The sequence below is a fragment of the Pseudonocardia halophobica genome (assembly GCF_050948485.1).
GTDB lineage: Bacteria > Actinomycetota > Actinomycetes > Mycobacteriales > Pseudonocardiaceae > Pseudonocardia > Pseudonocardia halophobica.
In genome coordinates this window covers 1,807,463-1,832,284 of the sequence record NZ_CP192046.1, presented here as the reverse complement: position 1 = coordinate 1,832,284, position 24,822 = coordinate 1,807,463, and the positions used below count along the sequence as shown (strand labels likewise).

The following is a 24,822-nucleotide window of genomic DNA, read 5'->3' as shown; positions in this document are numbered from 1 at the left end:
CGGGGTGGCCACCGCGTCGTGGCCGACGCCACAATGACTACCGACCGACCGGTAGTCACACAAGAGCCGGGTTGACGAACGTTCGCCAGGCCTGTCGGATGGTGATGTGAGTGCATCAACGACGAGCCCCACGGTCGACGGCTCCGCCCGGGACGCGATCGCGCAGGCGGTGGTCGGCCGGGACCGCGAGCTGACCCTGGTGCTGGCGGCGGTGGCGGCGGGCCGCGACATCCTGCTGGAGGGCCCGCCGGGGACGTCGAAGTCCACCATGCTGCGCGCCATCACCGAGCACTGGGACGTGCCGTTCGTGCTGGTGGAGGGCAACGCCGAGCTCACCCCCGCCCGGCTCGTCGGGCACCACAACCCCGCCCGGGTGCTGCAGGAGGACTACTCCGCGGAGAACTTCGTGCCCGGCCCGCTGGTCGAGGCCATGCAGCGCGGCGGGTTCCTCTACATCGAGGAGCTCAACCGCGCCCCCGAGGACACGCTCAACGTGCTGCTCGGCGCGATGGCCGAGCGCGCGGTCACCGTGCCCCGCGTCGGCACCATCTCCGCGGGCCCGACGTTCCGGGTGCTGGCCTCGATGAACCCCTTCGACAACGTCGGCACCGCCCGGATCTCCGACTCGGTCTACGACCGCTGGTGCCGCCTGGCCGTGGGCTACCAGTCCGCCGAGGAGGAGGGCGACATCGTCGCCCGCCGCACCGGCTGCGGCGAGGATCAGGGCGACCGGGCCCTGATCGACGACGGCGTGGCCCTGACCCGGGCCACCCGTAACCACCCCGAGCTGCGCCGCGGTTCGTCGGTGCGCGGGGCGATCGACCTGGTCGCGATCGCGATGGAGCTGCAGCGCATCGACCCGGGAGCGGAGCACAGCCGGATCGTGCTCGACGCCGCGCTGCTGGCGCTGTCCGCGCGGGTCGGGGTCGACGAGGCCTCCGACGCCACGCCGGAGCGGGTCATCACCGAGATCTGGGAGAACCATTTTTTCTCCGCCCCCGGCGGGCAGCGCCGGGCCCGCACCGCCTGAACCTCGACAACGCCGTCGCGCTGCCCACCGCCGATGCCGGTGAGCGACGGAACCTGGCCCCGTTGCGGCGCAAGCCCAAGCGTCTCGACGCCGCACCCGAGCTGTTCAGCAAGGGCAAGGGCGCACCCGTCGTCGCCGAGCTGAACCCGGACCGCTCCGGCGGGCAGGACGAGCTGCCCGCCGGCGGGCAGGGCGTGCTCGTGACCTCGCAGACCGCGCGGCAGCGCGAGCTCGGGGAGCTGCTCGAGGACACCCCACCGGACCCGGTGGTCGCGTCCATGGCCCAGGCCATCGCGCGCAGGCTGTCGGTGCGCCGCCGCCCTCGCGACGCCCGCGCCGAACGCGGGACCGGCGCGCTCGCGTCGGTGCCCTACGCCTACCGCTCCGACGACATCGACCTCGACAAGACCATCGAGATGCTCGCCGAGCGGCCCCGGCCCGAGGACACCGACATCATCGTCCGGGAGCGGATGAGCTCGCGCCGGGCCGCGGTGCTGATCGTCGACGTGTCCGGGTCCATGCGCGGGGAGAAGGTCCGCATCGCCGCGGCGACCGTGGCCGCGCTGTCCGCGGACCTGTCCGGGGCCTCCGACCAGCTCGCCCTGGTCGCGTTCTGGTCCGATGCCGCCGTGCTCAAGCCGCTCACCACCCCGGCCACGCCCTCGACGCTGCTGGACCAGCTGCTGCGCATCCCGGCCCGCGGGCTGACCAACGTCGGGTTCGGACTCTCGGTCGCCCACGCCGAGCTGGCCCGCTCCGCCGCCCGCAGGCGCACCGCCATCCTGCTCACCGACGCCGTGCACAACTCCGGCCCCGACCCCCGCGACCTCGCCCGCCGCTTCGGCGAGCTGCACGTCCTGCTCGAGACCGACGGCGAGCACGACCTGCCGCTGGGCCGCGACCTCGCCCGCCTCGGCCACGGCACCCTGCACCCGGTGCACACGCACCGCGACGTCGCCCCCGCCCTCAACCGCATCCTCAACCGCTGAAGGAGCAACCCCGATGAGCCCCGTGATCGTCATCGCCACCATCTCGCCCAAGCCCGGCGAGGAGCAGGCCGTCCGCGAGGCGTTCCTCGCCGCCATCCCGAAGGTCCACGGGGAGCCGGGCTGCGGCAAGTACGCCCTGCACGAGAGCACCGGCGACTCGACCGACCTCGTGTTCGTGGAGCGCTGGGAGTCGGCCGAGGCGCTCAGGACCCACGGCGCAGCTCCGGCCCTCGCCGAGGTCGGTGCCGCGCTGAAGGGCCGGCTCGCCGCCCCCCTCGACGTGAAGACCTTCACGCCGATCCCCGCCGGCTCCACGGAACAGGGCACGATCTAGGTGTGACACTCAGCAGCTCCCTGATCGGCCTCCCCGAGATCACCGCCGCCGCCGAGCGCATCGCCGGACACGTCGTCCGGACGCCCACGATCGAGAGCCCGGGCCTGTCGGCGCTGCTCGGGGTGCCGGTCACGGCCAAGCTGGAGCTGCTGCAGCGCACCGGGTCGTTCAAGGCGCGCGGGGCCACGGCGAAGCTGCTGTCGCTCACGCCCGAGGAGCGGGCCGCGGGCGTCGTCGCGGTGAGCGGCGGCAACCACGGCATCGCCGTCGCCGAGATGGCCGCCGCGCTCGGGATCGACGCGGCGGTCGTGATGCCGGAGTCGGCGTCGTCGCGCACGGTCGCGGCCTGCCGGGCCACCGGGTCGGACGTGCGGCTCACCCCGGACATCGCCGGGGCGTTCGCGCTGGCCGCGGAGCTGCAGGCGGCCGGCCGGACGATGGTGCACCCGTTCGACGACCCGGTGGTCGTCGCCGCGCAGGGCACCGTCGGGCTCGAGCTGGCCGACGACGCCGGCGAGCTCACGGACGTCCTGGTCAGCATCGGGGGCGGCGGGCTGATCTCCGGCGTCGCGGCGGCGCTGCGCGCCCGGCGACCGGGCCTCCGGATCTGGGGCGTGGAGACGACCGGCGCCGAGGCCATGTCCGCGGCGATCACCGCGGGTGGGCCGACCCCGGTGGCACTGTCGTCGATCGTGACCTCGCTCAGCGCCCCGTCGGCCGCCCGGCTGACGTACGAGCACGTCACGGCCCTGGTCACCGACATCCTCGTGGTGCCCGACGCCGAGGCCGTCCGGGGCACGCTCGACCTCGCCGCGCACGCCAAGCTGTGGACGGAACCCGCCGCGGGGTGCCTCGTGCCCGCCGCGCGCCGGATCCTCGACCGGGTCGGGCCGGGCGCCCGGCTCGGGCTGGTGGTCTGCGGCGGCAACGCCACCTTCGCCGACGTCGAGACCTGGGCGGACCGGTTCGGCGTGCGGGACTGATCGCCGGGGCCCGCGCGTTGCACGGGGTGTGGACACGCAGGTCGTGGTGATCGGCGCCGGGCAGGCCGGGCTCTCGGCCGCCTGGGGGCTGCGCCGCGCCGGGCTGGAGCCCGGTCCCGGGTTCGTGGTGCTCGACGCCGAGGAGGCGCCCGGCGGGGCGTGGCGGCACCGCTGGGACACCCTCCGCGTGGCCGGCGACGCCTTCTCCGCCCACCGCATCCACTCGCTGCCGGGGCTCGACTTCGCGCCCGAGGACCCCGACCGCCCCGCCAACCGGGTGGTGCCGGAGTACTTCGCGGCCTACGAGCGGGAGTTCGACCTGCAGGTCCGGCGGCCCGTACGGGTGAGCGCGGTGCGGTCCGTGGGCGAGCTGCTCAGGGTCGAGGCGGAGCCGACCATCGGCGCCGACGCCGATGCGGGTGTGTGGACCGCGCAGGCCCTGGTCAACGCCACCGGCACCTGGACCCGCCCGTTCGTCCCCGCCTACCCCGGCGCCACGGAGTTCCGCGGCCGCCAGCTGCACGCCGTGGACTTCCCCGGCCCGGAGGCGTTCGCGGGACAGCGCGCGGTCGTCGTCGGGGGCGGGACCTCGGCCGTGCAGTTCCTGCTGCAGATCGCGCCGGTCGCCGCCGCGACCACCTGGGTCACCCGCACGCCGCCGCGCTGGCGCGAGGGCCCGTTCGACGACGTCGCCGGGCGCGAGGCGGTCGCGCTCGTCGAGGAGCGGGTGCGGGCGGGCCTGCCGCCGCGGCCGGTGGTGAGCGTGACCGGACTGCCGCTGACCCCGGCGTACCGGGAGGGGATCGAGAGCGGCGTGCTCGCCCGCCGCCCGATGTTCTCCCGCATCACCCCCGACGGTGTGGCCTGGGCGGACGGCACCACCGAGCCCGCCGACGTCATCCTCTGGGCCACCGGCTGGCGGCCGGCGGTCGGGCACCTCGCCCCGCTGCACCTGCGCTCACCGCAGGGCGGGATCGCGCTCGACGGCACCCGCGCCGTGGCCGATCCGCGGGTGCACCTCGTCGGCTACGGGCCGTCGGCCAGCACCATCGGCGCCAACCGCGCGGGCCGGGCAGCGGCGCGCGAGATCGTGCAGCGGCTGCGGGCGCCGGCCGCAGCCTAGGCCGTCTCCTCGGCGCGGCGCTCCCGGCGCAGCATCCGGTACTCGCGGATCACCAGCACCGTGATCGCGAGGTCGAGGGCGGCGAGGAAGGGCAGCACGAGCGAGCCGGTGTGGACCGCCCGGATCACCTCGTACACCACGAACAGCAGCAGGACGGCGATCGCGACCGGGTAGGCCGGCAGCCACTTGCGCAGCAGCGCCACCACCAGCGCCAGCTTCACGACCCCGTGCAGGGCCAGGTAGAGCACGGCGAACGTGCGGTCGCCGGACACGAACTCGGTGGTGCCGGCGACGAAGTGGCGCGCGAGCGTGCCGTCGGCCGGGCCGAGCAGGTCGTGGGCGAGGACCTCGGCGACGAGGTGGTGCACGGCCGCGCCGGACACCGCGACGAGGACGACCGCTGTGACCAGCTCCACCGCGCCGTCGATGCCCTTGACGAGCAGGGCGAGTGTGAAGAGCCGGTCGGTGCGGGACCCGGCGACCGTGTCCTGCTCGTCGGGGCTCACCGGGTGATTCCGGTGTGGCCGAGCGAGTAGCGCCCGGGCTGGGGCCACACGCACAGCCCGTGCGGGCCGTTGCCGACGTCGATCTTCCGGATCAGGCTGCCGTCGGTCGTGGAGAGTACGTAGACCTCCCGGTCGTAGCGGCCCGACAGCCACAGCTGGCTGCCGTCCGCCGTCACGTTGCCCATGTCCGGGCTGCCCCCGCCCGGGATGTGCCAGGTCGTGATCAGCGCGCCGGTGTAGGCGTCGAGAACACTGATCGAGCCCTCGTGCCGGTTGGTGACGAAGAGCCGCGTCGCGTCCCGGGAGAGGTAGAGACCGTGAGCGCCGTGCCCGGTCGGGATCTCGCGGATCACGCGGGTGGCCGCGCCGTCGAGCACCCAGAGGCCGTTCTGGTCGTGGTCGGCGACGTAGAAGACCGAGCCGTCCGGGGCCAGCTTGATGTCCTGCGGGCCCATGCGCGTGTTGCGGGTGGGCATGTCGATCGTCCGCAGCAGGGTGCGGCGCGCGACGTCGACCACGGCCACACGCCCGGCGAACTCGCAGGTGAACACCGCGGTCCGGCCGTCCGGGGTGAAGTCGGCGTGGTCGATGCCGGCGCAGTCCGGGGTCGGCAGCTCGCCCAGCTGGACCCAGGTGTGCGGGTCGTAGAACACCAGCCGCTTCTGCGCCTCGGCGACCGAGATCGCCGTGCTGCCGTCCGGGGTGAAGTACATGTTGTACGGGTCCTGCACCGGGATCGCCGCACCCGGCTTGCCCGTCACCGGATCGAACGGCACCACCTTGTTGAGGGTGTCGTCCGTGGCGTACAGCGTGCGCATGTCCCAGGACGGCACGACGTGCTGCAGCTCCCCGCCCAGCCGGTAGGTCCCCACGACGGCGAACGTGGCCGGGTCGATCACCCGGACCTCGCCGGACTTGGTGTGCGGCACGTACACCAACGGCGTCGCGGCCTTCGCCGCGTCGGAGAGCATGTTCGCCCCGGCGTCGGCGTAGACGTTGCGCGCGTTGGTGACCGGAGGCATGCCGGGCAGCGCGTCACTGGCGGCGGCCGGGGCGGGTGTCCTCCCGGCCCCGGGCGACGGCGCGGGCGTCGTCGCCTCACCGCTGCACGCCGCGACCAGCACCGTCAACCCGACCACCGCCATGGCGAGTCGCCCTCGCACACCCATCACGCACGTCCCCCCAACACTCGAACCGCCCCGGCCCGACAGCCTGCTCGCCGTGGCCGGGGTTCCGCCAGTACCTGCCGGCCCCGGCGCGCCCGATCCCCCGAATCGGCTCCCCGGCCCGATCCCCTAGAGCCCGAGCAGGTCCGGGACGTCGGCGACGGAGTCGACCACCCGCTGCGGGCGCTCCCCGCCGACGCCGTCCTCGGCCTCCGGGCGGAACTTGCCGGTCCGCACCAGCACGCCGCCGATGCCGGCCGCCTGCGCGCCGAGGACATCGGCCTCGACGTCGTCGCCGATCATCAGGGCCTCCGCGGCCGCCACCCCGAGCCGCGACAGCACTGCCGCGAAGAACGCCTCCGACGGCTTCCCGAGCACGGTGGCCTCGACACCCGCGGCCTCCTCGAGCCCGGCGAGGAAGGCGCCGGTGTCGAGCTGCAGGCCCGACGACGTGCGCCAGTACAGGTTGCGGTGCATCGCGAGCAGCGTGGCGCCCTCCTGCAGGCGGGCGAACGCGGCGTCGAGGGCCTCGTAGGTGAACTCGGGGCCCGCCCCGCCCAGCACCACCACGTCGGCGGGCTCGGTGAGGGCCACGAACCGGACGTCGCCGAGGTCGGCCGCCACGTCGCCGCTGCTCAGCAGGGCCACCCGCGCGTCGGCGTGGTGGGTGCGCAGGTGCTCGGCCGTGGCGGCCGGGGCGGTGAGGACGTCGTCGACCTCCACCGGGAAGCCGGCGTCGGCGAGCGTGTCCGCGATCTCGGCGCGGGTGCGCGAGGTCGTGTTGGTGACGAGCGCGAACCGCAGGTCCGCCGCGTGGATCCGGCGCAGCGCGTCGACGGCACCCTCGAGCGGCTCCCAGGACACGGTGAGGACACCGTCGATGTCGATCAGCAGGGCGCGCACGTCGGCCATCCGCGAACGCTACCGGCGTGTTCCTGCCCCGGCCGTTCAGACCGGGTGAACGGCGCCCTCGCTCACTCAGTGTGAACGAGAGCGCCGTTCACCCAGGGACGGTTCGCATCAGCCGGTCCGGACCTCGGAGCCGTCCTGGGCCCAGCGGGTGTGGAAGGCGCCCTCGGCGTCGATGCGCCGGTAGGTGTGGGCGCCGAAGTAGTCCCGCAGGCCCTGGATGAGGTTGGCCGGGCCGCGCTCGCGGCGGTAGCCGTCGTAGTACGACAGGGAGCTGGAGAAGGCCGGGATCGCCACGCCCTGCTCCGTCGCCACGGTCACGACCCGTCGCCACGCGTCCTGCGCGGTCGCCACGGCCTCGGTGAAGTACGGGACCATGAGCAGGTTGTCGAGGTCCGGGTGCTCGGCGTAGGCGTCGCGGATCCGGTTGAGGAACTGCGCGCGGATGATGCAGCCGCCGCGCCAGATCGTGGCCATGTCGCCGAGCTTGAGGTCCCAGTCGTTCTCGATCGAGGCGGCACGCATCTGGGCGAAGCCCTGCGCGTAGGCCACGACCTTGGACGCGTAGAGGGCCTGCCGGATGTCGTCGACCAGCTGGTCGTCCGCCTTCTGGGCGGGCGACGGGCCGGCCAGGGTGGTCGACGCGGCCTTGCGCTCGTCCCGCAGCGCCGAGAGGGTCCGCGCGAACACCGCCTCGGTGATGCCGGTCAGCGGGACGCCGAGGTCCAGCGCGTCCTGCGAGGTCCAGCGGCCGGTGCCCTTCTGCTCGGCCTGGTCCACGATGACGTCGACCAGCGGCCGGCCGGTCTTCTCGTCCGTCTTGGCGAGGACCTTGCCGGTGATCTCGATGAGGAAGGACTCGAGGTCGCCGGTGTTCCACTCCTCGAAGATCTTCCCGATCGCCGGGGCGTCGAGCCCGGCGACGTGGGTGAGCAGGTCGTACGCCTCGGCGATGAGCTGGATGTCGGCGTACTCGATGCCGTTGTGCACCATCTTCACGTAGTGTCCGGCGCCGCCGGGGCCGACGTGCACGCAGCACGGGGTGTCGTCGACCTTGGCCGAGATCGCGGTGAAGATCTCCTCGACCTCGGCGTAGGCCCCCGGGTCGCCGCCGGGCATGATGCTCGGCCCGAGCAGCGCGCCCTCCTCGCCGCCGGACACGCCGACGCCCATGAACCGGATGCCGTTCGCCTCGCACTCGGCCGTGCGGCGCACGGTGTCCGGGAAGTGCGAGTTGCCGCCGTCGATGATGATGTCGCCCTGGTCGAGGAGCGGGGTGAGCTCCTCGATGACCGCGTCGACGGGTTTGCCCGCCTTGACCATCACGATGATCCGCCGCGGCCGCTCCAGCGCGTTCACGAAGTCCTCGACGGACTCGGTGGCGGTGAAGTCGCCCTCGCCGCCGTGCTCGGCCATGAACTGCTCGGTCTTCGCCGTGGTGCGGTTGTGCACGGCGACCGCGACGCCGCGGCTCGCGATGTTCCGGGCCAGGTTCGCGCCCATCACCGCCAGCCCGGTGACGCCGATCCGGCTCTTCTCCGCCATGCGCTCGCTCCCTCGGTGTGGTGTCGCTCGTCGCTGCTCGTGAGTCCCGCAGGCGGGCGGCCGCGCGATCGGCGCCACCCGCTCCCGGGGGCCCATCCTGCCCCCCGGGGCGGTGCGGGGGCGACCCGCGATCGTCGCGAGGAGGTGTGATCCGCTACCCGGGGAGGCCGGCGCGCCAGAGCGTGAGGACGCGGGCGGCGACGCGGTGGTGCGCGGCGACGGCCTCGGGCGGCGGCGCGCCGAACACGGGCCCGTCTGCGCCCCAGCGGCGCAGCACGTCGGTGTCGGTGCCGTGGTCGGTGTCGAGCAGCACGTGGATCAGGGTCATGTCCGGGACCAGCACGGACAGCGCGGCGGGGGCGTCGGTGGCCGGCGGGTTCAGCACGGGCGACGGACCGCCCGGATCGCCCGCCGCGGGCACCTGCGGCAGCAGCCGGAGCCCGAGCTCCCGCGCGGCCGCGCCGAGCACCGCGACGTCACCGGGGTCGACCGTCACGTACACGAGGTGCGGGCTCAGGTGCTGCTCGCCCCGGCGGGCGGGCCGGCAGGCGGGGTCGAGGGCGGTGACGAGCCGGCGGCCGCACTCCAGCACGAGCCCCGAGGGCAGTGCGCTCACGTGCGACGATCCGGCCACGGTCGCGAGGCCCATGACCGCCGAGGAGACCAGCCGCGTCCACTCCCCCGGCGCGTACGGCAGCGCGCGGCGGACGCCCGTCCCCGGATCCACCCGGCCCACCTCCTCGTCGTCACCCAGCGTGGCGACCGGCGGGTCCCGTGGCCATACGCGGAACTGCGTAAGCAACCCTGTGCAGGCGCGTTCCCGAGGCGGCAACGATCGGTCCCGGGCGGCGGTGGCACCGATCTACGGTGGCCCCAGGCGCGCACAGGGAGGTGGCCCGTGACCGGGTACGAGGTCGTCCTGCTCCGGCACGGGGAGACCCACGGCTACGACGGCGACCACGGGCTCACCGCCCGCGGCGAGGAGCAGGCCCGGGCGCGGGGGAAGGCGCTCGCCGCCGAGCTCCCGGCGGACGTCCGGGTGCACATGCCGCGCGCCCGCACCGCACGGGCGACCGCCACCGCCGCGCTGGTGCACGAGATCCTGGTCGACGCGGGGGTCGCAGCCGGCGAGCCCTATCCTGATCCCGCCTTCGACAACCTGCGCTTCTTCCTGCGCGGACGGGTGGTCGACGCCTCCGTCGCCGTCCGCGAGCGCCTGGGTCTGGAGGGAGAGCTGCCGCACTGGGCGCAGGAGTACGCCCGTTTCGACTCGGACTTCCGCGAGGTCGCCGCGGCGGGCGGGCCGATCACGCACTGGATCCGCACGCCCGGTCTGTACTTCGAGCCGCCGCAGGTCGCGGCGCACCGGGTCTGGCGCGGGATCGACGCGCTGACGCTCCCGACGGGCGAGGTCGCCGTCGTCGCCACGCACTCGGCCCCGATGCGCGCGTTCGTGGTGACCTGCTTCGGCGACGACGAGGCGGGCGAGCCGGAGAACCTCGAGCCGATCCGGGTGACGGCGCGGGCCGACGGTACGCGCACCGTCCGCTTCCGCGACCGCGAGCTGACCCTCGACGCCACGCCTTCGCTACCGCCCTGGTTCGACGCGGCCTGGCTCGACGGCCACGGGCGACGCTAGATGTTCGTCGACTCCGGCGGCACGCCGTCGGGCAGCGGTGCGGCGTGGTCCGCACCGGTCGGCGCGGGCGTTCCGTCGAGGTCGAGGGTGTACGAGGTCATCGACAGCGAGCCGTAGGTGTAGCCGTCGACCAGCACGTCGGCGCCGTGCCCGGCGGCCGCACCCAGCCCGGCGAGGTAGAGGACCGGGACGAGGTGGTCCGGCGTCGGCACGGCGGCGGCCCAGTCGCCGGCCTCGCGCAGCCGCAGCACCTCCTCGGGCTCGCCGGTGAGCACGGCCCGGGCGGCCTCGTCGAACCGCTGCGCCCAGTCGAAACCGGACTCGGGCCGGCGGGCGTCCATGCCGGCGAGGTTGTGGACGACGTTGCCGCTGCCCAGCACCAGCACCCCGCGCTCGCGGAGCGGGGCGAGCCGGGCGCCGAGGTCCAGGTGGTACTCCAGCGGCTTCGTCGCGTCGATCGACAGCTGGACCACGGGCACGTCCGCCTCGGGGAAGACGTGCGCGAGGACCGACCAGGTGCCGTGGTCGAGGCCCCAGCTGTCGACGTCCGCCCCCACCCACGTCGGCTGCACGATCTCGGCGACCTCCTCGGCGAGCTCCGGCGCGCCGGCCGCCGGGTAGTCCACGGCGAACAGGTCCTGCGGGAAGCCGAAGAAGTCGTGGATCGTGCGCGGCCGCGGCATCGCGGTCACGGCGGTGGCGTTGATGTACCAGTGCGCGGAGATCACGAGCACCGCGCGCGGCCGGGGCAGCGCCTCGCCGAGGGCGCGCCAGGACTCGGTCCAGCGGTTGCGCTCCAGCGCGTTCATGGGACTGCCGTGCCCGACGAACGCCGCCGGCATGGTGGTGCTCATGGCCGGCAAGCCTAGAACGCGGGCCAGGGGATGGCGGGCCCGTAGCCCGAGGGCTCGGGGAACAGCGGCACGGCCAGCAGGAGGTCCACCCGGTCGGTGAGCGCCCGGATCTCGGACAGCGTGACGTGCGGGCCCAGCTCTTCGCCGAGGTTCCCGGCGAGCTCGGCGCGCAGCTTGGACAGCGCCTCGATCTCCCCGTCGTCGAGCTCCTCGCCGACCCAGCCCCAGAGCACCGTCCGGAGCTTGTCCTCGACGTGCATCGTGAGCCCGTGGTCGACGCCGTAGACCCGGCCGTCGTCGCCGGCGAGGACGTGCCCGCCCTTGCGGTCGGCGTTGTTGACCACGACGTCGAACACGGCCATGGCCCGCAGCCGCGGGTCGTCCGCGTGGACCAGCACCGCCGGCGAGCCGTCGTCACCCCGGGCGCGCAGCACCCCGCGCCAGCCCGCCTTGACCTCCCTGGGCGAGCAGATGTCGACGAGGTCCTCGGTGGTCTCCGTCTCCACCCAGGCCTGCACCATGCCCGGGCCGAACGGGCCGTCGCGCAGCACGGTCGGCGGCACGACGTGCCAGCCCGCGGCCTCGGAGATCAGGAAGCTGGCGACCTCGCGACCGGCCAGCGTGCCGTCGGGGAAGTCCCAGAGCGGGCGCTCGCCGCGCACCGGCTTGTAGACGCACTGCAGCGTGCAGCCGTCCGCCGAGACGGTGCCGAACAGGGTGGCGTTGGAGGCGTCGACCATCCGCCCGGTGACCTCGATGCGTCCCCTGCGCAGGACGTCGAGCACCGCGGGATCGCGCAGGTCGGAACCGGTCAACCGCGCTTACTCGCCCGCGCCGGAGACGTCCCCCATCGGGGAGCGCTGGTGGTAGCCGTTGAGCCGCACGCAGACGTGGCCCTGCGGGTCCAGCGGCTCCGCGCACAACGGGCACGGGGCGCGCCCGGCGGACACGACCTTCTCGGCCCGGTCGGCGAACTCGCGGGCCTGGACCGGGGAGAGGAACACGCGCAGCGCGTCGGGGCCCTCCTCGGTGTCGTCGAGGACGACGGACTCGTCGACCTCCTCCTCGGTCACCGCGAGCAGCTCGACCACGATGGACTTCGAGTCCGCGTCCCACCCCAGGCCCATGGTGCCGACCCGGAACTCCTCCTCGAGCGGCACGGCGAGCGGGTCGTTGTCCGAGGACTCGATCTCCTGCCCGGTGTCGACCTCGCTGCCGAACCGCCGCGCGATCTCGGCGAGCAGCGCCTCGATCCGCTCCGCGAGCACCGAGACCTGCTGCTTCTCCAGCAGCACGCTGATCGTGCGCGCGTCCTCGATGGCCTGCAGGTAGAAGGCCCGGTCGCCGGGCTCGCCGACGGTGCCCGCGACGAAGCGCTCGGGCTGGCGGAAGACGTGGATGACGCGTGACATGGCGAAACCCAGAGTAGGCCAACCCCGCGGGCGGGGCACCCCGGTGTGGCCGACGAGCTCGTCAGGCCCCTGTGGAGCCACCGACCACGGCGTCGGACGAGGGTTCGGCAGCCGGTTCGGGGGTGCCGTCGCCCTGCCCCTCCTCGCCCTCCTTCGGCGGCGGCGGGACCAGCGAGGCGACGTCGCCGCCGACGTCGTTGACGCGGGCGACGAACGGCCGGGTCGGCGTGTAGGTCACCACCGACATCGAGCAGGTGTCGACCACGATCCGCTGGAAGTTGTCGAGATGGGTGGCCAGCGCGTCGGCCAGCACGGCCTTGATCACGTCCCCGTGGCTGCAGGCGACCCAGATCGCGTGGGGCCCGTGCGCGGCCGCGATCCGCCGCTCGTGGTGCCGCACCGCGGCGACCGCGCGGGCCTGCATGCCGGCGAGCCCCTCGCCGCCGGGGAACACCGCGGCCGACGGGTGCGCCTGGACGACCTTCCAGAGGTCCTCCTTGGCCAGCTCGGACAGCTTCCCGCCGGTCCAGTCGCCGTAGTCGACCTCGGACAGGTCCTCCTCGACGACCGGGACCATGTCGCGGGCCCCGGCCAGCGGGGTCACCGTCTGCCGGCACCGCAGCATCGGGGAGGTGACGATCTCGGCGATCGGCAGCGGCGCGAGCCGGTCGACCACCGCCGCCGCCTGCTCGCGGCCCTTGTCGTCCAGCTCGACACCCGGCGTCCGGCCGGCGAGCACGCCGGCGGTGTTGGACGTCGACCGACCGTGCCGGAGGAGGATCAGGGTGGTCACGACGATCGAGACTACGTGCCGGGCCCTAGGTGGCGGAGACCGCGCCGATGGCGAGGGCCGCCATGAGCGCCACGCCGAGCGCGATCCGGTAGGCGACGAACACGTAGACCGTGTTCTTCTCGACGAACTTCAGCAGCCACGCGATCACGGCGTAGCCGACCACCCCGGCGATCACCACGGCCACGATCATCTGGGCGGGCGAGGGCCCGTCGCCCGCGAAGACGTCCGGGAGCGTGAACAGACCCGACGCGAACACCGCGGGGATGGCGAGCAGGAACGAGAAGCGCACGGCGGCGGCCCGCTCGAGGCCGAGGAACAGGCCGACGGTGATCGTGCCGCCGGACCGGGAGACTCCCGGGACCAGGGCCATCGCCTGCGCGAAGCCGAGGATGATCCCGTCGCGCATGGTCAGCTTCTCCAGCAGGCGCTCCTGCCGGCCGTAGCGCTCGGCGAGGCCCAGCAGGATGCCGAAGACGACGAGCGTGGTCGCGATCAGCCAGAGGTTGCGCGCGACCGTCTCGATCTGGTCCTTGAACAGCACGCCGAGCACGCCGATCGGGATCGTCCCGATGATGACCATCCAGGCCATCCGGTACTCCTGGGTCGCGCGCACCTCGGGGTCGCGCAGCCCGCGGAACCACGTCGCCACCAGGTTCCCGATGTCCTTGGCGAAGTAGACGATCACCGCGAGCTCGGTGCCGATCTGGGTCACGGCGGTGAAGGCGGCGCCCGGGTCGTGGCCGAAGAACAGCCCGGACACGATCCGCAGGTGCCCCGACGAGGAGATCGGCAGGAACTCGGTCAGGCCCTGGACCAGGCCGAGCACCACGACCTCGAGCCAGCTCATCGGATGTCGTCCCGGATGGCGGTCACGGGGCGTCACGGTAGCGAGGGCGGGGTCGGCCGCCGCGGGCCCACCCCCGGGTGGCAGGCTCGTGGAGGTGCTGCGCAGGAGGGTCGGGGGGTCGGGGCTGCAGGTGTCCCGGATCGGTCTGGGCACGATGACCTGGGGCGAGGACACGGACGCCGACGGCGCGGGCGAGCAGCTCCTCGCCTTCGTCGAGGGCGGCGGGACGCTCGTCGAGACGGCCGACGTCTACGGCGACGGCACCGCCCAGGAGGTCCTCGGCGTCCATCTCGAGGCGGGCCTGGTCGACCGGGACGAGCTGGTGATCGCCGCCCGCGGCGGGCCGCCGGACGGCGCGCTGGGCCGGCAGGCCGCCCGTGGCGCCCTGCTGCACGGCCTCGACGCCACCCTGCGGCGGCTGCGCACCGACCGGCTCGACCTGTGGCAGCTGCCCGGCTGGGACCCGCAGGTCCCGCTCGAGGAGACGCTCTCCGCGATCCAGGTCGCGGTGCTGAGCGGGAAGGTCCGCTACGCCGGGCTGGTCGCCCCCGCGGGCTGGCAGCTCGCCACCGTCGCGGAGCGGGCGCGCTCCCTGGGCAACGTCGTCCTCCCGGTCTCGGCGCAGGCGGAGTACTCGCTGCTGCACCGCGGCCCCGAGGCCGAGCTGCTGCCCGCGGCCCGGCACCACGGCCTGGGCCTGCTCGCCTGGGCCCCGCTCGGGCGCGGGGTGCTCACCGGCAAGTACACCGACGGCACGCCGGCGGACTCGCGCGCGACCTCGCCCGTCCTCGCGGCCTACGTCGAGGCGCGGCGCAACGAGCGCAGCGCCCGGATCGTCCAGTCCGTGCTCACCGCGGCGGACGGACTCGGGACGTCTCCCCTGACGGTCGCGCTGGCCTGGGTGCGGGACCGGCCCGGGGTGGCCGCGGCCGTCGTCGGTGCCCGCGACGCCGCCCAGCTGTCCGCCTCCCTGGCCACCGAGTCGGTGTCCCTGCCGCCGGAGATCCGGGCCGCGCTCGACGACGTCAGCGCCGGGCCCTGACCGGTGTGCGAAGGTCCTGCCCAACCCTGGCACCGGCCCGCGACACCCTCGTATGGTGGACGCGTAACCCCCGGTTCACCGGGGGTCGCGAGCACGGCAGGAGGTGACCGGTGGCAGGTACCGGTGCGGTGGAGGCGGTCGACGCCGACGGGAAACCCCACGTGGAGGGGGACTGGGAGTACCGCCCCCTCCGGATCGACGGCGACGTCCCCCGGCTGACCGCCGCGGTGCGCCTCGCGATCCAGGCCGAGTACGCCGGGTGGGAGCTGTCACGGGTGCGGCTCTACCCGGGCGGGGTGCGCAAGGTGTGGCTGCGCCGCCGGCGCACCGGGCAGATGCTCCCGGAGCTCTCCTACTAGTCGCGCCCGGTCTCCCAGTCCACCGGCGGTGGCGCGCCTGCGCCCCTGGGCCCGGGCACGCCGCGGAAGCCGTAGGGCGCGGGCTCGCGCCCGGGCTGCACGAACCAGCACTCGCCCGGCTCGCCGCGCTCGAGGATCGCCTCGACCGCGGCGGCCACGTCCTCGGCCGTGAGCAGCGGGAAGTCGCCGAACTGCGCCTTGGCGCGCGCGATCAGCGGGGTGTCGGCGAAGCCGGGGCACACCGCGTTGACCACGATCCCCTCCGGCGCCAGCACCGGGGCCGCCGACCGGACGTACCCGACGACGGCGTGCTTCGAGGCCGTGTAGAGCGCGTCCCCCGGCATCGGGACCAGGCCGGCGAGCGAGGCCGTGGCCACGATCCGGCCGCCCCCGGCCCGGCGCAGCGCCGGCACCGCGGCGGCCAGCCCGAAGACCACGTGGTCGAGGTTGACGCCCATGATCGCCCGGTAGCCGGCGAGGTCGAGATCCGCGATCCCGGACTGGCCCGAGGTGATGCCGGCGTTGAGCAGCACCACGTCGAGGTGCCCCTGGACCTCCTCCGCCGCCGCGACCAGCGCGGCGACGGCCTCGGGGTCGGTGACGTCGGCGATCCGGGCCGTGCCCCCGATCTCGCCGGCGACCAGCTCGGCGGCGTCGCCGTCCCGGTCCGCGACGACCACGTGCGCACCCGCCGCGGCCAGCCGCCGGGACGCGGCCGCGCCGATGCCGGAGGCGCCGCCGGTGACCAGCGCGACCTTGCCCGTGAGATCCATCAGCAGTTCCTCAGACTCTGTCTCATGTGCCTGCTCACGCTGTTCGCAGGAAGCGGTCGAGGACCTTGGTCCCGAACTCCAGCGCGTCGATCGGCACGCGCTCGTCGATGCCGTGGAAGAGGGAGGCGAAGTCCAGGTCCGGGGGCAGCCGCAGCGGGGCGAACCCGAAGCAGCGGATGCCCAGCCGGACGAACGACTTCGCGTCCGTGCCGCCGGAGAGCATGTACGGGACGGTCCTGGCCTCGGGGTCCTCGGTGCGCAGGGCGGCGGCCATGGCCTCGACCAGCGGACCCTCGAACTCGGTCTCCAGGGCCGGGAGGTCCTGGATCCACTCGCGCTCGACGTCCGGGCCGAGCAGCTCGTCGACCTCGCGGAGGAAGGCGTCCCGACGGCCGGGCAGGACCCGGCAGTCGACCACGGCCTCGGCCGTCGACGGGATCACGTTGGCCTTGTAGCCGGCGTCGAGCATGGTCGGGTTCGCGGTGTCGCGGACCGTGGCGCCCACCATGCTGGCGACCGGGCCGAGCTTGGCGAAGGCCCCCTCGATGTCCTCGTCCGGGAACTCCATGCCGGTGAGCTCGCGGATCCGGTCGGCGAAGGCGCGCACCGTGTCCGTCATCACCAGCGGGAACCGGTGGTTGCCCAGCCGGGCGACGGCCTCGGCGAGGACGGTCACGGCGTTGTTCTCGTGCAGGAAGGAGCCGTGCCCGGGCCTGCCCGTGGCGCGCAGGCGCATCCAGGCCATGCTCTTCTCGGCCGACTCGATCAGGTAGACGCGGCGGTCCTGGCCGAGGGTGAGCGAGAACCCGCCCACCTCGCCGACCGCCTCGGTCACGCCCTCGAACAGGTCCGGCCGGTGCTCCACCAGCCACTGGCACCCGTACGTGCCGCCGGCCTCCTCGTCCGCCACGAAGGCGAACACGATGTCCCGCGGCGGGACGTAGCCCTCCCGCTTGAACTGCCGGGCGACCGCGATGGTCATCGCGACCATGTCCTTCATGTCGACGGCGCCGCGGCCCCAGACGTAGCCGTCCTGCACCGCGCCGGAGAAGGGGTGCACCGACCACTCGCTCGGCTCGGCCGGCACGACGTCCAGGTGGCCGTGTACCAGCAGCGCGCCGCGCTCCGGGTCCGCCCCCTTCAGCCGACAGAACACGTTCGAGCGGCCGGGCGCCCCGGAGTCGAGTACCTCCACCTCGTAGCCGACCTCGGTGAGCTTCCCGGCGACGTACTCCGCCGCCTCCCTCTCCCCCGTGACGGTGTCCGGGTGGCCGGTGTTGGACGTGTCGATGCGGATGAGGTCCGAGCAGAGCTCGACCACCTCGTCCACCGCGCTGAGCGGGCCGGTCATGACCATGTTCCTACCACCCCGGGCCCACACCCATGCCCCTGCGCGGCCCCCGGAAGGCCTCCGCTATGCTTCAACGGTCGCACCGGGCAGGGCCCGGGCGGTGCAGGTCCGAGTGGCGGAATGGCAGACGCGCTAGCTTGAGGTGCTAGTCCCCGAGTAGGGGGTGGGGGTTCAAGTCCCCCCTCGGACACAGAGAACATCTCCCCGATCACGACCCCGGTCCGCGTGGACCGGGGTCTCGTCGTTCTCGGGCGTTCCGTCGACCAGGCCGTGGCTGTGGCGGTGGCTGCTGCTGTCGCCGTGGCGGTGGTGAGGTGGCGAGCGGGACGGGCGCGCCGGAGGAGCCCGGCGAGGAGGACCAGGCCGCCGGGGAGGGTGCTCACCACCGTCAGGACGCCGTAGGCGACGGCGGCGGACAGGCCCTGGGCGGCACCGAGACCGACCGCGCCGAACGCGACGGCGGCGACGGCCTCGCGCGGCCCGAACCCGCCGACGTTGACCGGCAGGCCCATCACGAACAGGGCCAGCACCAGGAGCGGGAGCAGCTGCGTCGTCGGGGCGGTCGCGCCGACTGTGCGGGCGGCGACCAGGAACAGGCCCAGGTAGCCGGCGAGCGCGGCGAGGGAGAGCAGGGCCACACCGGGCCAGGCGTCGCGGGCGAGGAGGCTGCGGCGGGCGTCGGCGAGCAGGGTCCCCAGGCCGCTCCGGACCCGGCGGACGCGCAGCGCGACGACGGCGGCCGCGCCGAGCACGCCGAGCGCCGGACCCCAGACCTGGGCCGGCACGGACAGCGCGGAGAGGACGGCGGGCTCGGCGACCAGCACGACCGTCCCGACCACCACCAGCGCGATCTGGCCCGCGACCTTCTCCAGCATCACGGCCCGGGCGCCGCGGCCGACGTCGCCGACCGCGCGTCCGTGCTCGACGGCCCGGCCGACGTCCCCGAGGATCCCGGCCGGCAGCACCGAGTTGAGGAACAGGGCCCGGTAGCAGTGCGCCACGGCCGGGCCCAGGCGCAGCGGCATTCCGAGGCGCCGGGCGACCAGGACCCAGCGGGCGGCGCCGCAGAGCGTCGTCGCGGCGCCGATCAGGAGGGCCGCGACGACAGCCTCGAGGTCGAGCGCGCGCAGCCCGTCGAGCACCGGACCCGCGCCCAGCCGCCAGATCACGACGGCGAGCAGCGCCACCGCCGCGGCCGTCCGGATCCGCGACGACCCCAGCACCGGCCGCACCGCCCGCCACGCAACACCCACGCAGCGCGCCACGGCTCCATCACGCGTCTCAGCAGCAGGACCTGAGGACGTTGTGGATCCGTACTGCGGTGCCGGGGTCGGCAGGACGGGGGCGCTCACGACCGCACCCCCTCGAGGACCGCGGCGAGGGCGGTCGAGGGGACGTCCCAGCCCGGAACCGTCCCCCGGCGCTCGTGGGCGGCCTCGCGGAGGCGGTCGCGCAGGGCCGGGTCGTCGAGCCATTCGGCCAGGCCGGCCGCGAGGGACTGCGCGTCGGGCGCGACGAGCAGGCCGGGCAGCTCGCCGGACGCCGTGGTGCCGAGGGCCTCCCGCACCCCGCCGACGTCCGTGGCGAGCACCGGGATCCCCCGCGCCAGCGCCTCCAGCACCACCATCCCGAAGGCCTCGGCGCGCGAGGGCAGGACGAGCAGGTCGGCGGCGGCGTAGGCCTCGTCGAGGTCCGCGCCGGTGAGCGGGCCGTCGAGCGGGACCCGGTCGGAGAGGTCGTGCCGCTCCAGCTCGCCCCGGACCAGCTCGACGTGCGACGGCGCCCGGCCGAGCGGGCCCACCAGCCGGCAGCGCCACGGCCGGGAGGCGATCTCGGCCAGCGCGCCGACCAGCAGGTCCTGGCCCTTGGTCGGCGTCACCGAGCCCACGCAGAGCAGGCTCGTGCCGTCCGAGCCCGCGGCGAGGGGCGCGGGGTCCGCGCCGGGGGTGACCACCGGGACGTCGCGCAGGCCGTGCAGGGCGGCGAGCCGCGCGGCCGACCACGCACTCGTCGCGACGACCGAGGCGGCGGCGCCCAGCACCGCCCGCTCCCGCTCGGCGAGCGCGGGATCGGCGCCGGCCTCGTCGGCGAGCGGCAGGTGCACCAGCACCACCGGCCGCAACCGCCCCGCCTCCGGCACCACCACCTCGGGGACCCCGCAGGCCACCAGCCCGTCGAGGAGCACCACGGCACCGTCGGGGAGGGCTCCCAGCGAGGCCGCGAGCGCCGCCCGGTCGGCCGGCGACGGGTGCGGCCACGCGCCGCCCGCCGCGATCTCGCGCACCCCCGCGAGCCCGGCCAGGACGCGGCGGTCGTACACGTTGCCGCCGCTGGGCCGCTGCGGGTCGTCGACGTCGGCGGGCAGCACGGCCGCCACCACCGGTGCGGCCACCGTCACGGAAGGGGCCGCTCGTACGTCGCCCATGCCACGTGGGACTCGTGCAGCGTCACCGCGATGCCCTCCAGGCCGCGGGCGCCCTCCCCCAGCTCACCGGCGGCCACGCGCTCGGCCAGCCGGTCGGCGACGACCTTGGCCAGGAACTCCGTGGAGGTGTTGCGGCCGGCGAAGGCGGGGTCGTCGTCGAGGTTGCGGTAGGTGAGCTCGCCGAGCACCGCCTGCAGGGCCGTGGTGGCCAGCCCGATGTCGACGACGAGGTCGTCGGCGTCGAGCTCGGCGCGCCGGAAGGTCGCGTCGACCACGAACGTGGCGCCGTGCAGCCGCTGCGCCGGTCCGAAGACCTCGCCGCGGAAGCTGTGGGCGACCATCATGTGGTCGCGGACGGTGATCCCGAACAACTGCTCCTCCTCGCGGTGTCAGTAGGTGACACGGTGGAGGAGCCCGGACGGTTCACCGCCGTCGGCGAGAATCCGCGGCAGGTCCGCGGGCAGCCCGGGGAACGACCCCTCGCTCGTGACCAAGGCGTCGTACCGCGGATCGGCCAGCAGGCGCAGCGCGAGGGCGATCCGGTCGCCGAAGGTCCTACGGGAGCGCCGGGCGGCCGAGACCATGCCGACCTGGCTGCTGCGAATGGTCAGCCTGCCGGGATGGAAGGCCTCGCCCAGCGGCACCCGCACGGGGCGGTCGCCGTACCAGGACATCTCGACGACCTCGCCCTCCGGCCCGAGCAGCTCCAGGGACCGGGCGAGCCCCGCCTCGGTGGCGCTGGTGTGCACCACGAGGTCGCAGCCGTCGGCCGCCTCCTCCGGCGGGACCCACGCGACGCCGAGCGCGTCGGCGACCGCGGCGCGGGCCGGCAACGGGTCGACGAGCTGGACGCGGACGCCCGGGATCCCCACGAGCAGCGCGGCGACGCAGCACCCCACCATCCCGCCCCCGACGACGGCGATCCGGTCGCCCACCAGCGGCGCGGCGTCCCACAAGGCGTTGACCGCGGTCTCCACCGTGCCGCCGAGCACCGCGCGCTCCGGCGGCGTCCCGTCCGGCACCGGGGTCACGGCCGACGCGGGCACGACGTAGCGGGTCTGGTGCGGGTACAGGCAGAACACCGCGCGCCCGACCAGGCCGGACGGGCCCTCCTCGACCACCCCGACGTTGAGGTACCCGTACTTCACCGGCGCCGGGAAGTCGCCCTCCTGGAAGGGCGCCCGCATCACCGCGCGCTGGCTCTCCGGCACCCCGCCGCGGAACACCAGCGCCTCGGTGCCGCGGCTGACGCCGGAGTGCAGGGTGCGGACCAGCACCTCGTCCGGCCCGGGCCGCGGCACCTCGACCTCGTGCAGGGAGACCTTCCCCGGCGCGTCGAGGAAGAGCGCGCGCTCAGTCATCCTGCGCCGTTCGATCGTTCCGCGGCCGATAACACAGCAGCATGAGGTCGCCGATCTGCCGAGAGCTCACCAGCCGCATGCGCGAGGCGGGGCCCTGCGGGAAGTCGGCGGGGTTGACGAACCGCGGGGCGTCGCGCTGCCCGACGAAGAAGGGCGCGTAGACCACGTGCAGCTCGTCGACGGCGTCGGCGGCGAGGAAGAGGGTGTGGACCGCCCCGCCGCCCTCGACCATCAGCCGCTCGACGCCGCGTTCCCGCAGGTCGGCGAGCATGCGCGGGAGCTCGAGCGGGTCCCCCGCGCCGACGACGGTCGCGACGCCGCCGAGCTTCGACCGCACCTCCTCGACCGTGGCGTCGCAGGTGTAGACGTACCGCTCGGTGTCGCCCGTGGTGAAGAAGCGCGCCCCGGGATCGACCTTGCCGCACCGGGTCAGCGTGACCTTGGCCGGCGACTCGGGCCGGCCCTGCGCGACCCGGGCTCGGCGCCGCTCGGCGGAGCGGACGAGCAGCCGGGGATCGTCGGTGCGGATGGTGTTGGCCCCGACCAGCACCGCGTCGGCCCAGGCCCGCACCTCGTCGACGCGGTCGAGGTCCTCCTCGTCGGACAGGATCAGCCGCGCCTCGGCGACGTCGTCGATGTAGCCGTCGAGGGACACCGCCGCCGAGGCGATCACGTACGGGCGGTCCATCACGTTCCGCATCGTGCCGTCTCGGGAAGCCCGCGTGCCACGCGGCGTGCGGGGACTGCCCCGGACGGCGCAGTGCGGGTCCCCCGGCCGCCGGTAGCGTCGGGAGGATGCCCGGCCCGGAGCCGCGCACGCCGGGGATGCTGGACGTGCGCACCGACCCGGCGCTGTGGTCGTTCCTCCCGCGGGAGCGCCGCCGCGCCCGCGCGACCGTGGCGTGGGACGGCGACGCCACGCTCGGGCACGTGGTGCAGAGCCTCGGGATCCCGCTCACCGAGGTCGGGGCACTGCGGCTCGACGATCGTCCGGCCGCCCCGCAGGACCGCCCGGTGCCGGGGGCCGAGGTCGCGATCCTGCCCGTGGACCGGCCGCAGGAGGTGCCGGGCGCGACCGGCTTCCTGCTCGACGTCGGGTTGGGGACCCTGGCCCGCCGGCTGCGGGTGCTCGGGATCGACGCCGCCTACCGCAACGACGCCGCCGACGCGGAGCTGGTCCGCGACGGCGCCGCGCAGCACCGGATCGTGCTCACCCAGGACCGCGGCCTGCTGATGCGCCGCGCGCTCTGGGCCGGCGCGCACGTGCGCGGCGACCGCCCGGACGACCAGCTCGCCGACGTCCTCGACCGCTTCGCCCCGCCGCTCGCCCCCTCGACCCGCTGCACCGCCTGCAACGGCGACCTGGCCCCGGCGACCCCCGAGGAGGTGGCCGGCGAGCTCCGGCCCGGGACCCGGCGCACCTACGCCGAGTTCGCCCGGTGCCGCTCCTGCGGGCGGGTCTACTGGCAGGGCGCCCACGCGGAGGGCCTGGAGCGGATCGTGGGGGCGGCGCGCGCCGTGGTCCGGCGGCGCCGCCCTTGAGAGGTCACCCCCGAACGGTCACTCCGCGGGCGCCGCGGCGCCTCTCCGCGTGCGGCGGAGCAGCCAGGTCACCACGGCCGCGGAGACCATGCAGGCCCCGACCACCCACAGCCCGATCTTGTTGTTGCCGGTGGCGTCGGACAGCGCGCCCGTGACGTACGGGGCCACGAACCCGGACAGGTTCCCCAGCGAGTTGATCAGGCCGATGCCGGCCGCCGCGGCCGCACCGGTCAGGTACGCGGTGGGCAGCGACCAGAAGCCGGGCAGGGCCGCCAGCACGCCGCACGCGCAGATCGTCACGGCGACCATCGCCAGCCACGGGTTCGACAGGTAGAGCGCCACGGGGATCGCCACGCCGCCGACCAGCGCCGGCACCGCCACCCGGATCGTCGGGTTGGTCGAGCGCCGGGTCCACACGATCATGGCGACCAGCCCGACGGCGTACGGGATGGCGTTGATCAGCCCCTGCTGCACGGTGGTGAAGTGGGTGCCGTACTGCGCGGAGAAGCCCTTGATGATCGTCGGCAGGAAGAAGCCGAGCGCGTAGAGGCCGTAGACCACGCCGAAGTACACCCAGGACAGGGCCAGGACCCGCGGGCTCTTCAGCGCCCCGAGCACGGACTTCGGCCCGGCCTCGGAGACCTCCCGGCCCTCCGCCGCGAGGGCGCGCTCGAGCGCGTCCTTCTCGGCCTGCGGCATCCACCCGGCCGCCGCGGGCCGGTCGGTGAGGGAGAACCAGACGACGACGGCGAGCAGCACCGCCGGGATCCCCTCCAGCAGGAACATCACCCGCCAGCCGGCCAGCCCGAACAGCCCGTCGCCGTGCTCGATGATCAGGGACGAGACGACGGCGCCGAGCGCGGTGGAGACCGGGATCGCGGTCATGAACCACGCGGTCATCCGCGCCCGCTGCGCGGCCGGGAACCAGTACGTGAGGTAGAGGATGATCCCGGGGAAGAAGCCCGCTTCGGCCACGCCCAGCAGGAAGCGCAGCACGATCAGCACCGTGGCGTTCGGCGCGAACGCCATGATCGTGGCGATGATCCCCCAGGTCACGAGGATGCGCGCGATCCACCGGCGGGCGCCGAAGCGGTGCAGCATCAGGTTGCTGGGCACCTCGAGCAGCAGGTAGCCGATGAAGAACACGCCGGCCGCGACGCCGAACATCGTCGCGGACAGGCCGAGGTCCTCGTTCATGCCGTTGGGCCCGGCGAACCCGATGTTCACGCGGTCCAGGTAGTTCACGAAGTACAGCAGGATCAGGAGGGGGACGAGCCGGCGCCCGGCCCGGCGTACGCCGGAGCGGACCAGCTGGTCCTCGGTCCCGACGGCGGTGTCGGAGCTCATGCGAGGTTCCTTCCCAAGGGGGATCGGGTCAGACGACCTTGCCGGGGTTGAGGATGCCCCGGGGATCGAGTGCGCGCTTGACGGAGCGGTGCAGGTCCAGCACGGCGGGGCTCAGCTCCGCCTCCAGGCCCGTCTTCTTGAGCAGGCCCACGCCGTGCTCCCCGGTCACGGTGCCGCCGAGCGCGAGGGCGTCGGCGACGATGTCGTCGAAGGCGGCCTGGGCGCGCCGACGGGCGGCCTCGTCGCCGGGTCGGTGATCAGCAGCGGGTGCAGGTTGCCGTCGCCGGCGTGCGCGATGTTGGCGATGGTGATCGCGTGCCGCTGCGCGGTCCGCTCGATCCGCGTCAGCAACTCCGATGTGTGGAGATAGCCTCCCGCCCGTGACGTGGCTGCAGCTGCTGGCCGACGACCGGGGCGCGGCCGAGCTCGAGGCCCACCGGACCGAGCTGCTCCTGGCCGGCGCCGACCCGGCGCGGACGGAGGCCGAGGCGG

The 24,822-nt window shown here is 74.5% G+C and carries 26 protein-coding genes, 1 tRNA gene and 2 pseudogenes; 10 read left to right on the top strand and 19 right to left on the bottom strand.

Annotated features, from left to right (window positions below; all coding sequences use genetic code 11):
- Positions 1 to 106 precede the first annotated feature (106 nt).
- From ACQP04_RS08835 to ACQP04_RS08815, 5 genes are all read left to right on the top strand, one after another.
- Positions 107 to 1,030, top strand: coding sequence for an AAA family ATPase (locus tag ACQP04_RS08835; RefSeq protein ID WP_433506566.1), 924 nt, complete (start codon positions 107 to 109; stop codon positions 1,028 to 1,030).
- A 62-nt stretch (positions 1,031 to 1,092) separates the two neighbouring features.
- A complete protein-coding gene (locus tag ACQP04_RS08830; protein WP_433506565.1) occupies positions 1,093 to 2,019 on the top strand; it encodes a vWA domain-containing protein in 927 nt (308 codons plus the stop codon).
- A gap of 13 nt (positions 2,020 to 2,032) precedes the next feature.
- The gene (locus ACQP04_RS08825; RefSeq protein WP_433506564.1) at positions 2,033 to 2,353 is read left to right on the top strand and encodes a putative quinol monooxygenase; all 321 of its coding nucleotides are present in this window, start codon (positions 2,033 to 2,035) and stop codon (positions 2,351 to 2,353) included.
- Positions 2,354 to 2,355: 2 nt separating this feature from the next.
- Complete coding sequence (locus ACQP04_RS08820) at positions 2,356 to 3,336, top strand: threonine/serine dehydratase (RefSeq protein WP_433506563.1); 981 nt, start codon at positions 2,356 to 2,358, stop codon at positions 3,334 to 3,336.
- Positions 3,337 to 3,364: 28 nt separating this feature from the next.
- Positions 3,365 to 4,459 (top strand): NAD(P)-binding domain-containing protein, encoded by a 1,095-nt coding sequence (locus tag ACQP04_RS08815; RefSeq protein ID WP_433506562.1) that lies wholly within the window; start codon positions 3,365 to 3,367, stop codon positions 4,457 to 4,459.
- Here the strand turns inward: ACQP04_RS08815 and ACQP04_RS08810 are convergent.
- The 5 genes from ACQP04_RS08810 to ACQP04_RS08790 form a co-directional block, all read right to left on the bottom strand.
- Positions 4,456 to 4,965 carry a DUF2127 domain-containing protein gene (locus ACQP04_RS08810; RefSeq protein WP_433506561.1) on the bottom strand — a complete coding sequence of 170 codons (510 nt, stop codon included), beginning with the start codon at positions 4,963 to 4,965 and terminating at the stop codon, positions 4,456 to 4,458. The genes ACQP04_RS08815 and ACQP04_RS08810 overlap by 4 nt on opposite strands.
- A complete protein-coding gene (locus ACQP04_RS08805) occupies positions 4,962 to 6,134 on the bottom strand; it encodes a YncE family protein (RefSeq protein WP_433506560.1) in 1,173 nt (390 codons plus the stop codon). Before ACQP04_RS08805 ends, ACQP04_RS08810 begins: the two co-directional genes overlap by 4 nt.
- A 126-nt stretch (positions 6,135 to 6,260) precedes the next feature.
- Positions 6,261 to 7,043 (bottom strand): HAD-IIA family hydrolase, encoded by a 783-nt coding sequence (locus ACQP04_RS08800; protein WP_433506559.1) that lies wholly within the window; start codon positions 7,041 to 7,043, stop codon positions 6,261 to 6,263.
- A 108-nt stretch (positions 7,044 to 7,151) separates the two neighbouring features.
- Positions 7,152 to 8,585, bottom strand: a complete 1,434-nt coding sequence (gene gndA / locus ACQP04_RS08795) for an NADP-dependent phosphogluconate dehydrogenase (protein ID WP_433506558.1) — start codon at positions 8,583 to 8,585, stop codon at positions 7,152 to 7,154.
- Positions 8,586 to 8,739: 154 nt separating this feature from the next.
- Positions 8,740 to 9,312 carry a hypothetical protein gene (locus ACQP04_RS08790; RefSeq protein ID WP_433506557.1) on the bottom strand — a complete coding sequence of 191 codons (573 nt, stop codon included), beginning with the start codon at positions 9,310 to 9,312 and terminating at the stop codon, positions 8,740 to 8,742.
- A gap of 171 nt (positions 9,313 to 9,483) precedes the next feature.
- Here ACQP04_RS08790 and ACQP04_RS08785 point away from each other — a divergent pair, with 171 nt between their 5' ends.
- Positions 9,484 to 10,224, top strand: a complete 741-nt coding sequence (locus ACQP04_RS08785) for a histidine phosphatase family protein (RefSeq protein WP_433506556.1) — start codon at positions 9,484 to 9,486, stop codon at positions 10,222 to 10,224.
- On the opposite strand, the gene ygiD is transcribed toward ACQP04_RS08785, so the two are convergent.
- The 5 genes from ygiD to ACQP04_RS08760 all read right to left on the bottom strand — a co-directional run bounded on the left by ygiD (position 10,221) and on the right by ACQP04_RS08760 (position 14,130).
- The gene (ygiD, locus tag ACQP04_RS08780) at positions 10,221 to 11,078 is read right to left on the bottom strand and encodes a 4,5-DOPA dioxygenase extradiol (protein WP_433506555.1); all 858 of its coding nucleotides are present in this window, start codon (positions 11,076 to 11,078) and stop codon (positions 10,221 to 10,223) included. The two genes, ACQP04_RS08785 and ygiD, sit on opposite strands and share 4 nt — an antisense overlap.
- An 11-nt stretch (positions 11,079 to 11,089) precedes the next feature.
- The gene (locus ACQP04_RS08775; protein WP_433506554.1) at positions 11,090 to 11,893 is read right to left on the bottom strand and encodes an SCO1664 family protein; all 804 of its coding nucleotides are present in this window, start codon (positions 11,891 to 11,893) and stop codon (positions 11,090 to 11,092) included.
- Positions 11,894 to 11,899: 6 nt separating this feature from the next.
- Complete coding sequence (locus tag ACQP04_RS08770; protein WP_433506553.1) at positions 11,900 to 12,490, bottom strand: DUF3090 domain-containing protein; 591 nt, start codon at positions 12,488 to 12,490, stop codon at positions 11,900 to 11,902.
- A 61-nt stretch (positions 12,491 to 12,551) separates the two neighbouring features.
- Positions 12,552 to 13,283 carry a histidine phosphatase family protein gene (locus tag ACQP04_RS08765; RefSeq protein ID WP_433506552.1) on the bottom strand — a complete coding sequence of 244 codons (732 nt, stop codon included), beginning with the start codon at positions 13,281 to 13,283 and terminating at the stop codon, positions 12,552 to 12,554.
- 25 nt (positions 13,284 to 13,308) lie between these two features.
- Positions 13,309 to 14,130 (bottom strand): undecaprenyl-diphosphate phosphatase, encoded by an 822-nt coding sequence (locus tag ACQP04_RS08760; RefSeq protein WP_433506551.1) that lies wholly within the window; start codon positions 14,128 to 14,130, stop codon positions 13,309 to 13,311.
- Between the two features lie 94 nt (positions 14,131 to 14,224).
- Between ACQP04_RS08760 and ACQP04_RS08755 the strand changes: the two genes are divergently transcribed.
- Both ACQP04_RS08755 and ACQP04_RS08750 read left to right on the top strand, forming a co-directional pair.
- Positions 14,225 to 15,172: an aldo/keto reductase gene (locus ACQP04_RS08755; RefSeq protein ID WP_433506550.1), complete on the top strand. Its 948-nt coding sequence runs from the start codon at positions 14,225 to 14,227 to the stop codon at positions 15,170 to 15,172.
- Between the two features lie 110 nt (positions 15,173 to 15,282).
- Complete coding sequence (locus tag ACQP04_RS08750) at positions 15,283 to 15,531, top strand: DUF5703 family protein (RefSeq protein WP_231498316.1); 249 nt, start codon at positions 15,283 to 15,285, stop codon at positions 15,529 to 15,531.
- Here the strand turns inward: ACQP04_RS08750 and ACQP04_RS08745 are convergent.
- Both ACQP04_RS08745 and ACQP04_RS08740 read right to left on the bottom strand, forming a co-directional pair.
- Complete coding sequence (locus ACQP04_RS08745; RefSeq protein ID WP_433506549.1) at positions 15,528 to 16,304, bottom strand: SDR family NAD(P)-dependent oxidoreductase; 777 nt, start codon at positions 16,302 to 16,304, stop codon at positions 15,528 to 15,530. The genes ACQP04_RS08750 and ACQP04_RS08745 overlap by 4 nt on opposite strands.
- Positions 16,305 to 16,338: 34 nt before the next feature.
- Positions 16,339 to 17,655, bottom strand: a complete 1,317-nt coding sequence (locus ACQP04_RS08740; RefSeq protein WP_433506548.1) for a M20/M25/M40 family metallo-hydrolase — start codon at positions 17,653 to 17,655, stop codon at positions 16,339 to 16,341.
- Positions 17,656 to 17,761: 106 nt separating this feature from the next.
- Here ACQP04_RS08740 and ACQP04_RS08735 point away from each other — a divergent pair.
- Positions 17,762 to 17,845: transfer RNA gene (locus tag ACQP04_RS08735), tRNA-Leu, on the top strand.
- Positions 17,846 to 18,080: 235 nt separating this feature from the next.
- On the opposite strand, the pseudogene ACQP04_RS08730 reads toward ACQP04_RS08735, so the two are convergent.
- The 5 genes and pseudogenes from ACQP04_RS08730 to ACQP04_RS08710 form a co-directional block, all read right to left on the bottom strand.
- A pseudogene (locus ACQP04_RS08730) lies at positions 18,081 to 18,797 on the bottom strand (lysylphosphatidylglycerol synthase domain-containing protein); the annotation flags it as partial.
- Between the two features lie 206 nt (positions 18,798 to 19,003).
- Complete coding sequence (locus ACQP04_RS08725; protein WP_433506547.1) at positions 19,004 to 20,053, bottom strand: glycosyltransferase family 4 protein; 1,050 nt, start codon at positions 20,051 to 20,053, stop codon at positions 19,004 to 19,006.
- Complete coding sequence (locus ACQP04_RS08720; RefSeq protein ID WP_433506546.1) at positions 20,050 to 20,451, bottom strand: 6-pyruvoyl trahydropterin synthase family protein; 402 nt, start codon at positions 20,449 to 20,451, stop codon at positions 20,050 to 20,052. Before ACQP04_RS08720 ends, ACQP04_RS08725 begins: the two co-directional genes overlap by 4 nt.
- Before the next feature lie 18 nt (positions 20,452 to 20,469).
- On the bottom strand, positions 20,470 to 21,441 hold the full coding sequence (locus tag ACQP04_RS08715; RefSeq protein WP_433506545.1) for a dehydrogenase: 972 nt from the start codon (positions 21,439 to 21,441) through the stop codon (positions 20,470 to 20,472).
- Entirely contained in the window at positions 21,434 to 22,129 is a 696-nt protein-coding gene (locus ACQP04_RS08710) for a RibD family protein (RefSeq protein ID WP_433508333.1), read from the bottom strand. Before ACQP04_RS08710 ends, ACQP04_RS08715 begins: the two co-directional genes overlap by 8 nt.
- Before the next feature lie 107 nt (positions 22,130 to 22,236).
- Between ACQP04_RS08710 and ACQP04_RS08705 the strand changes: the two genes are divergently transcribed.
- Positions 22,237 to 22,983, top strand: a complete 747-nt coding sequence (locus ACQP04_RS08705) for a Mut7-C RNAse domain-containing protein (protein WP_433506544.1) — start codon at positions 22,237 to 22,239, stop codon at positions 22,981 to 22,983.
- Positions 22,984 to 23,001: 18 nt separating this feature from the next.
- Here ACQP04_RS08705 and ACQP04_RS08700 read toward each other — a convergent pair whose 3' ends face one another.
- Complete coding sequence (locus ACQP04_RS08700; protein ID WP_433506543.1) at positions 23,002 to 24,330, bottom strand: MFS transporter; 1,329 nt, start codon at positions 24,328 to 24,330, stop codon at positions 23,002 to 23,004.
- A 28-nt stretch (positions 24,331 to 24,358) separates the two neighbouring features.
- Positions 24,359 to 24,684, bottom strand: a pseudogene (locus tag ACQP04_RS08695) (FAD-linked oxidase C-terminal domain-containing protein); the annotation flags it as partial.
- Positions 24,685 to 24,822 lie beyond the last annotated feature (138 nt).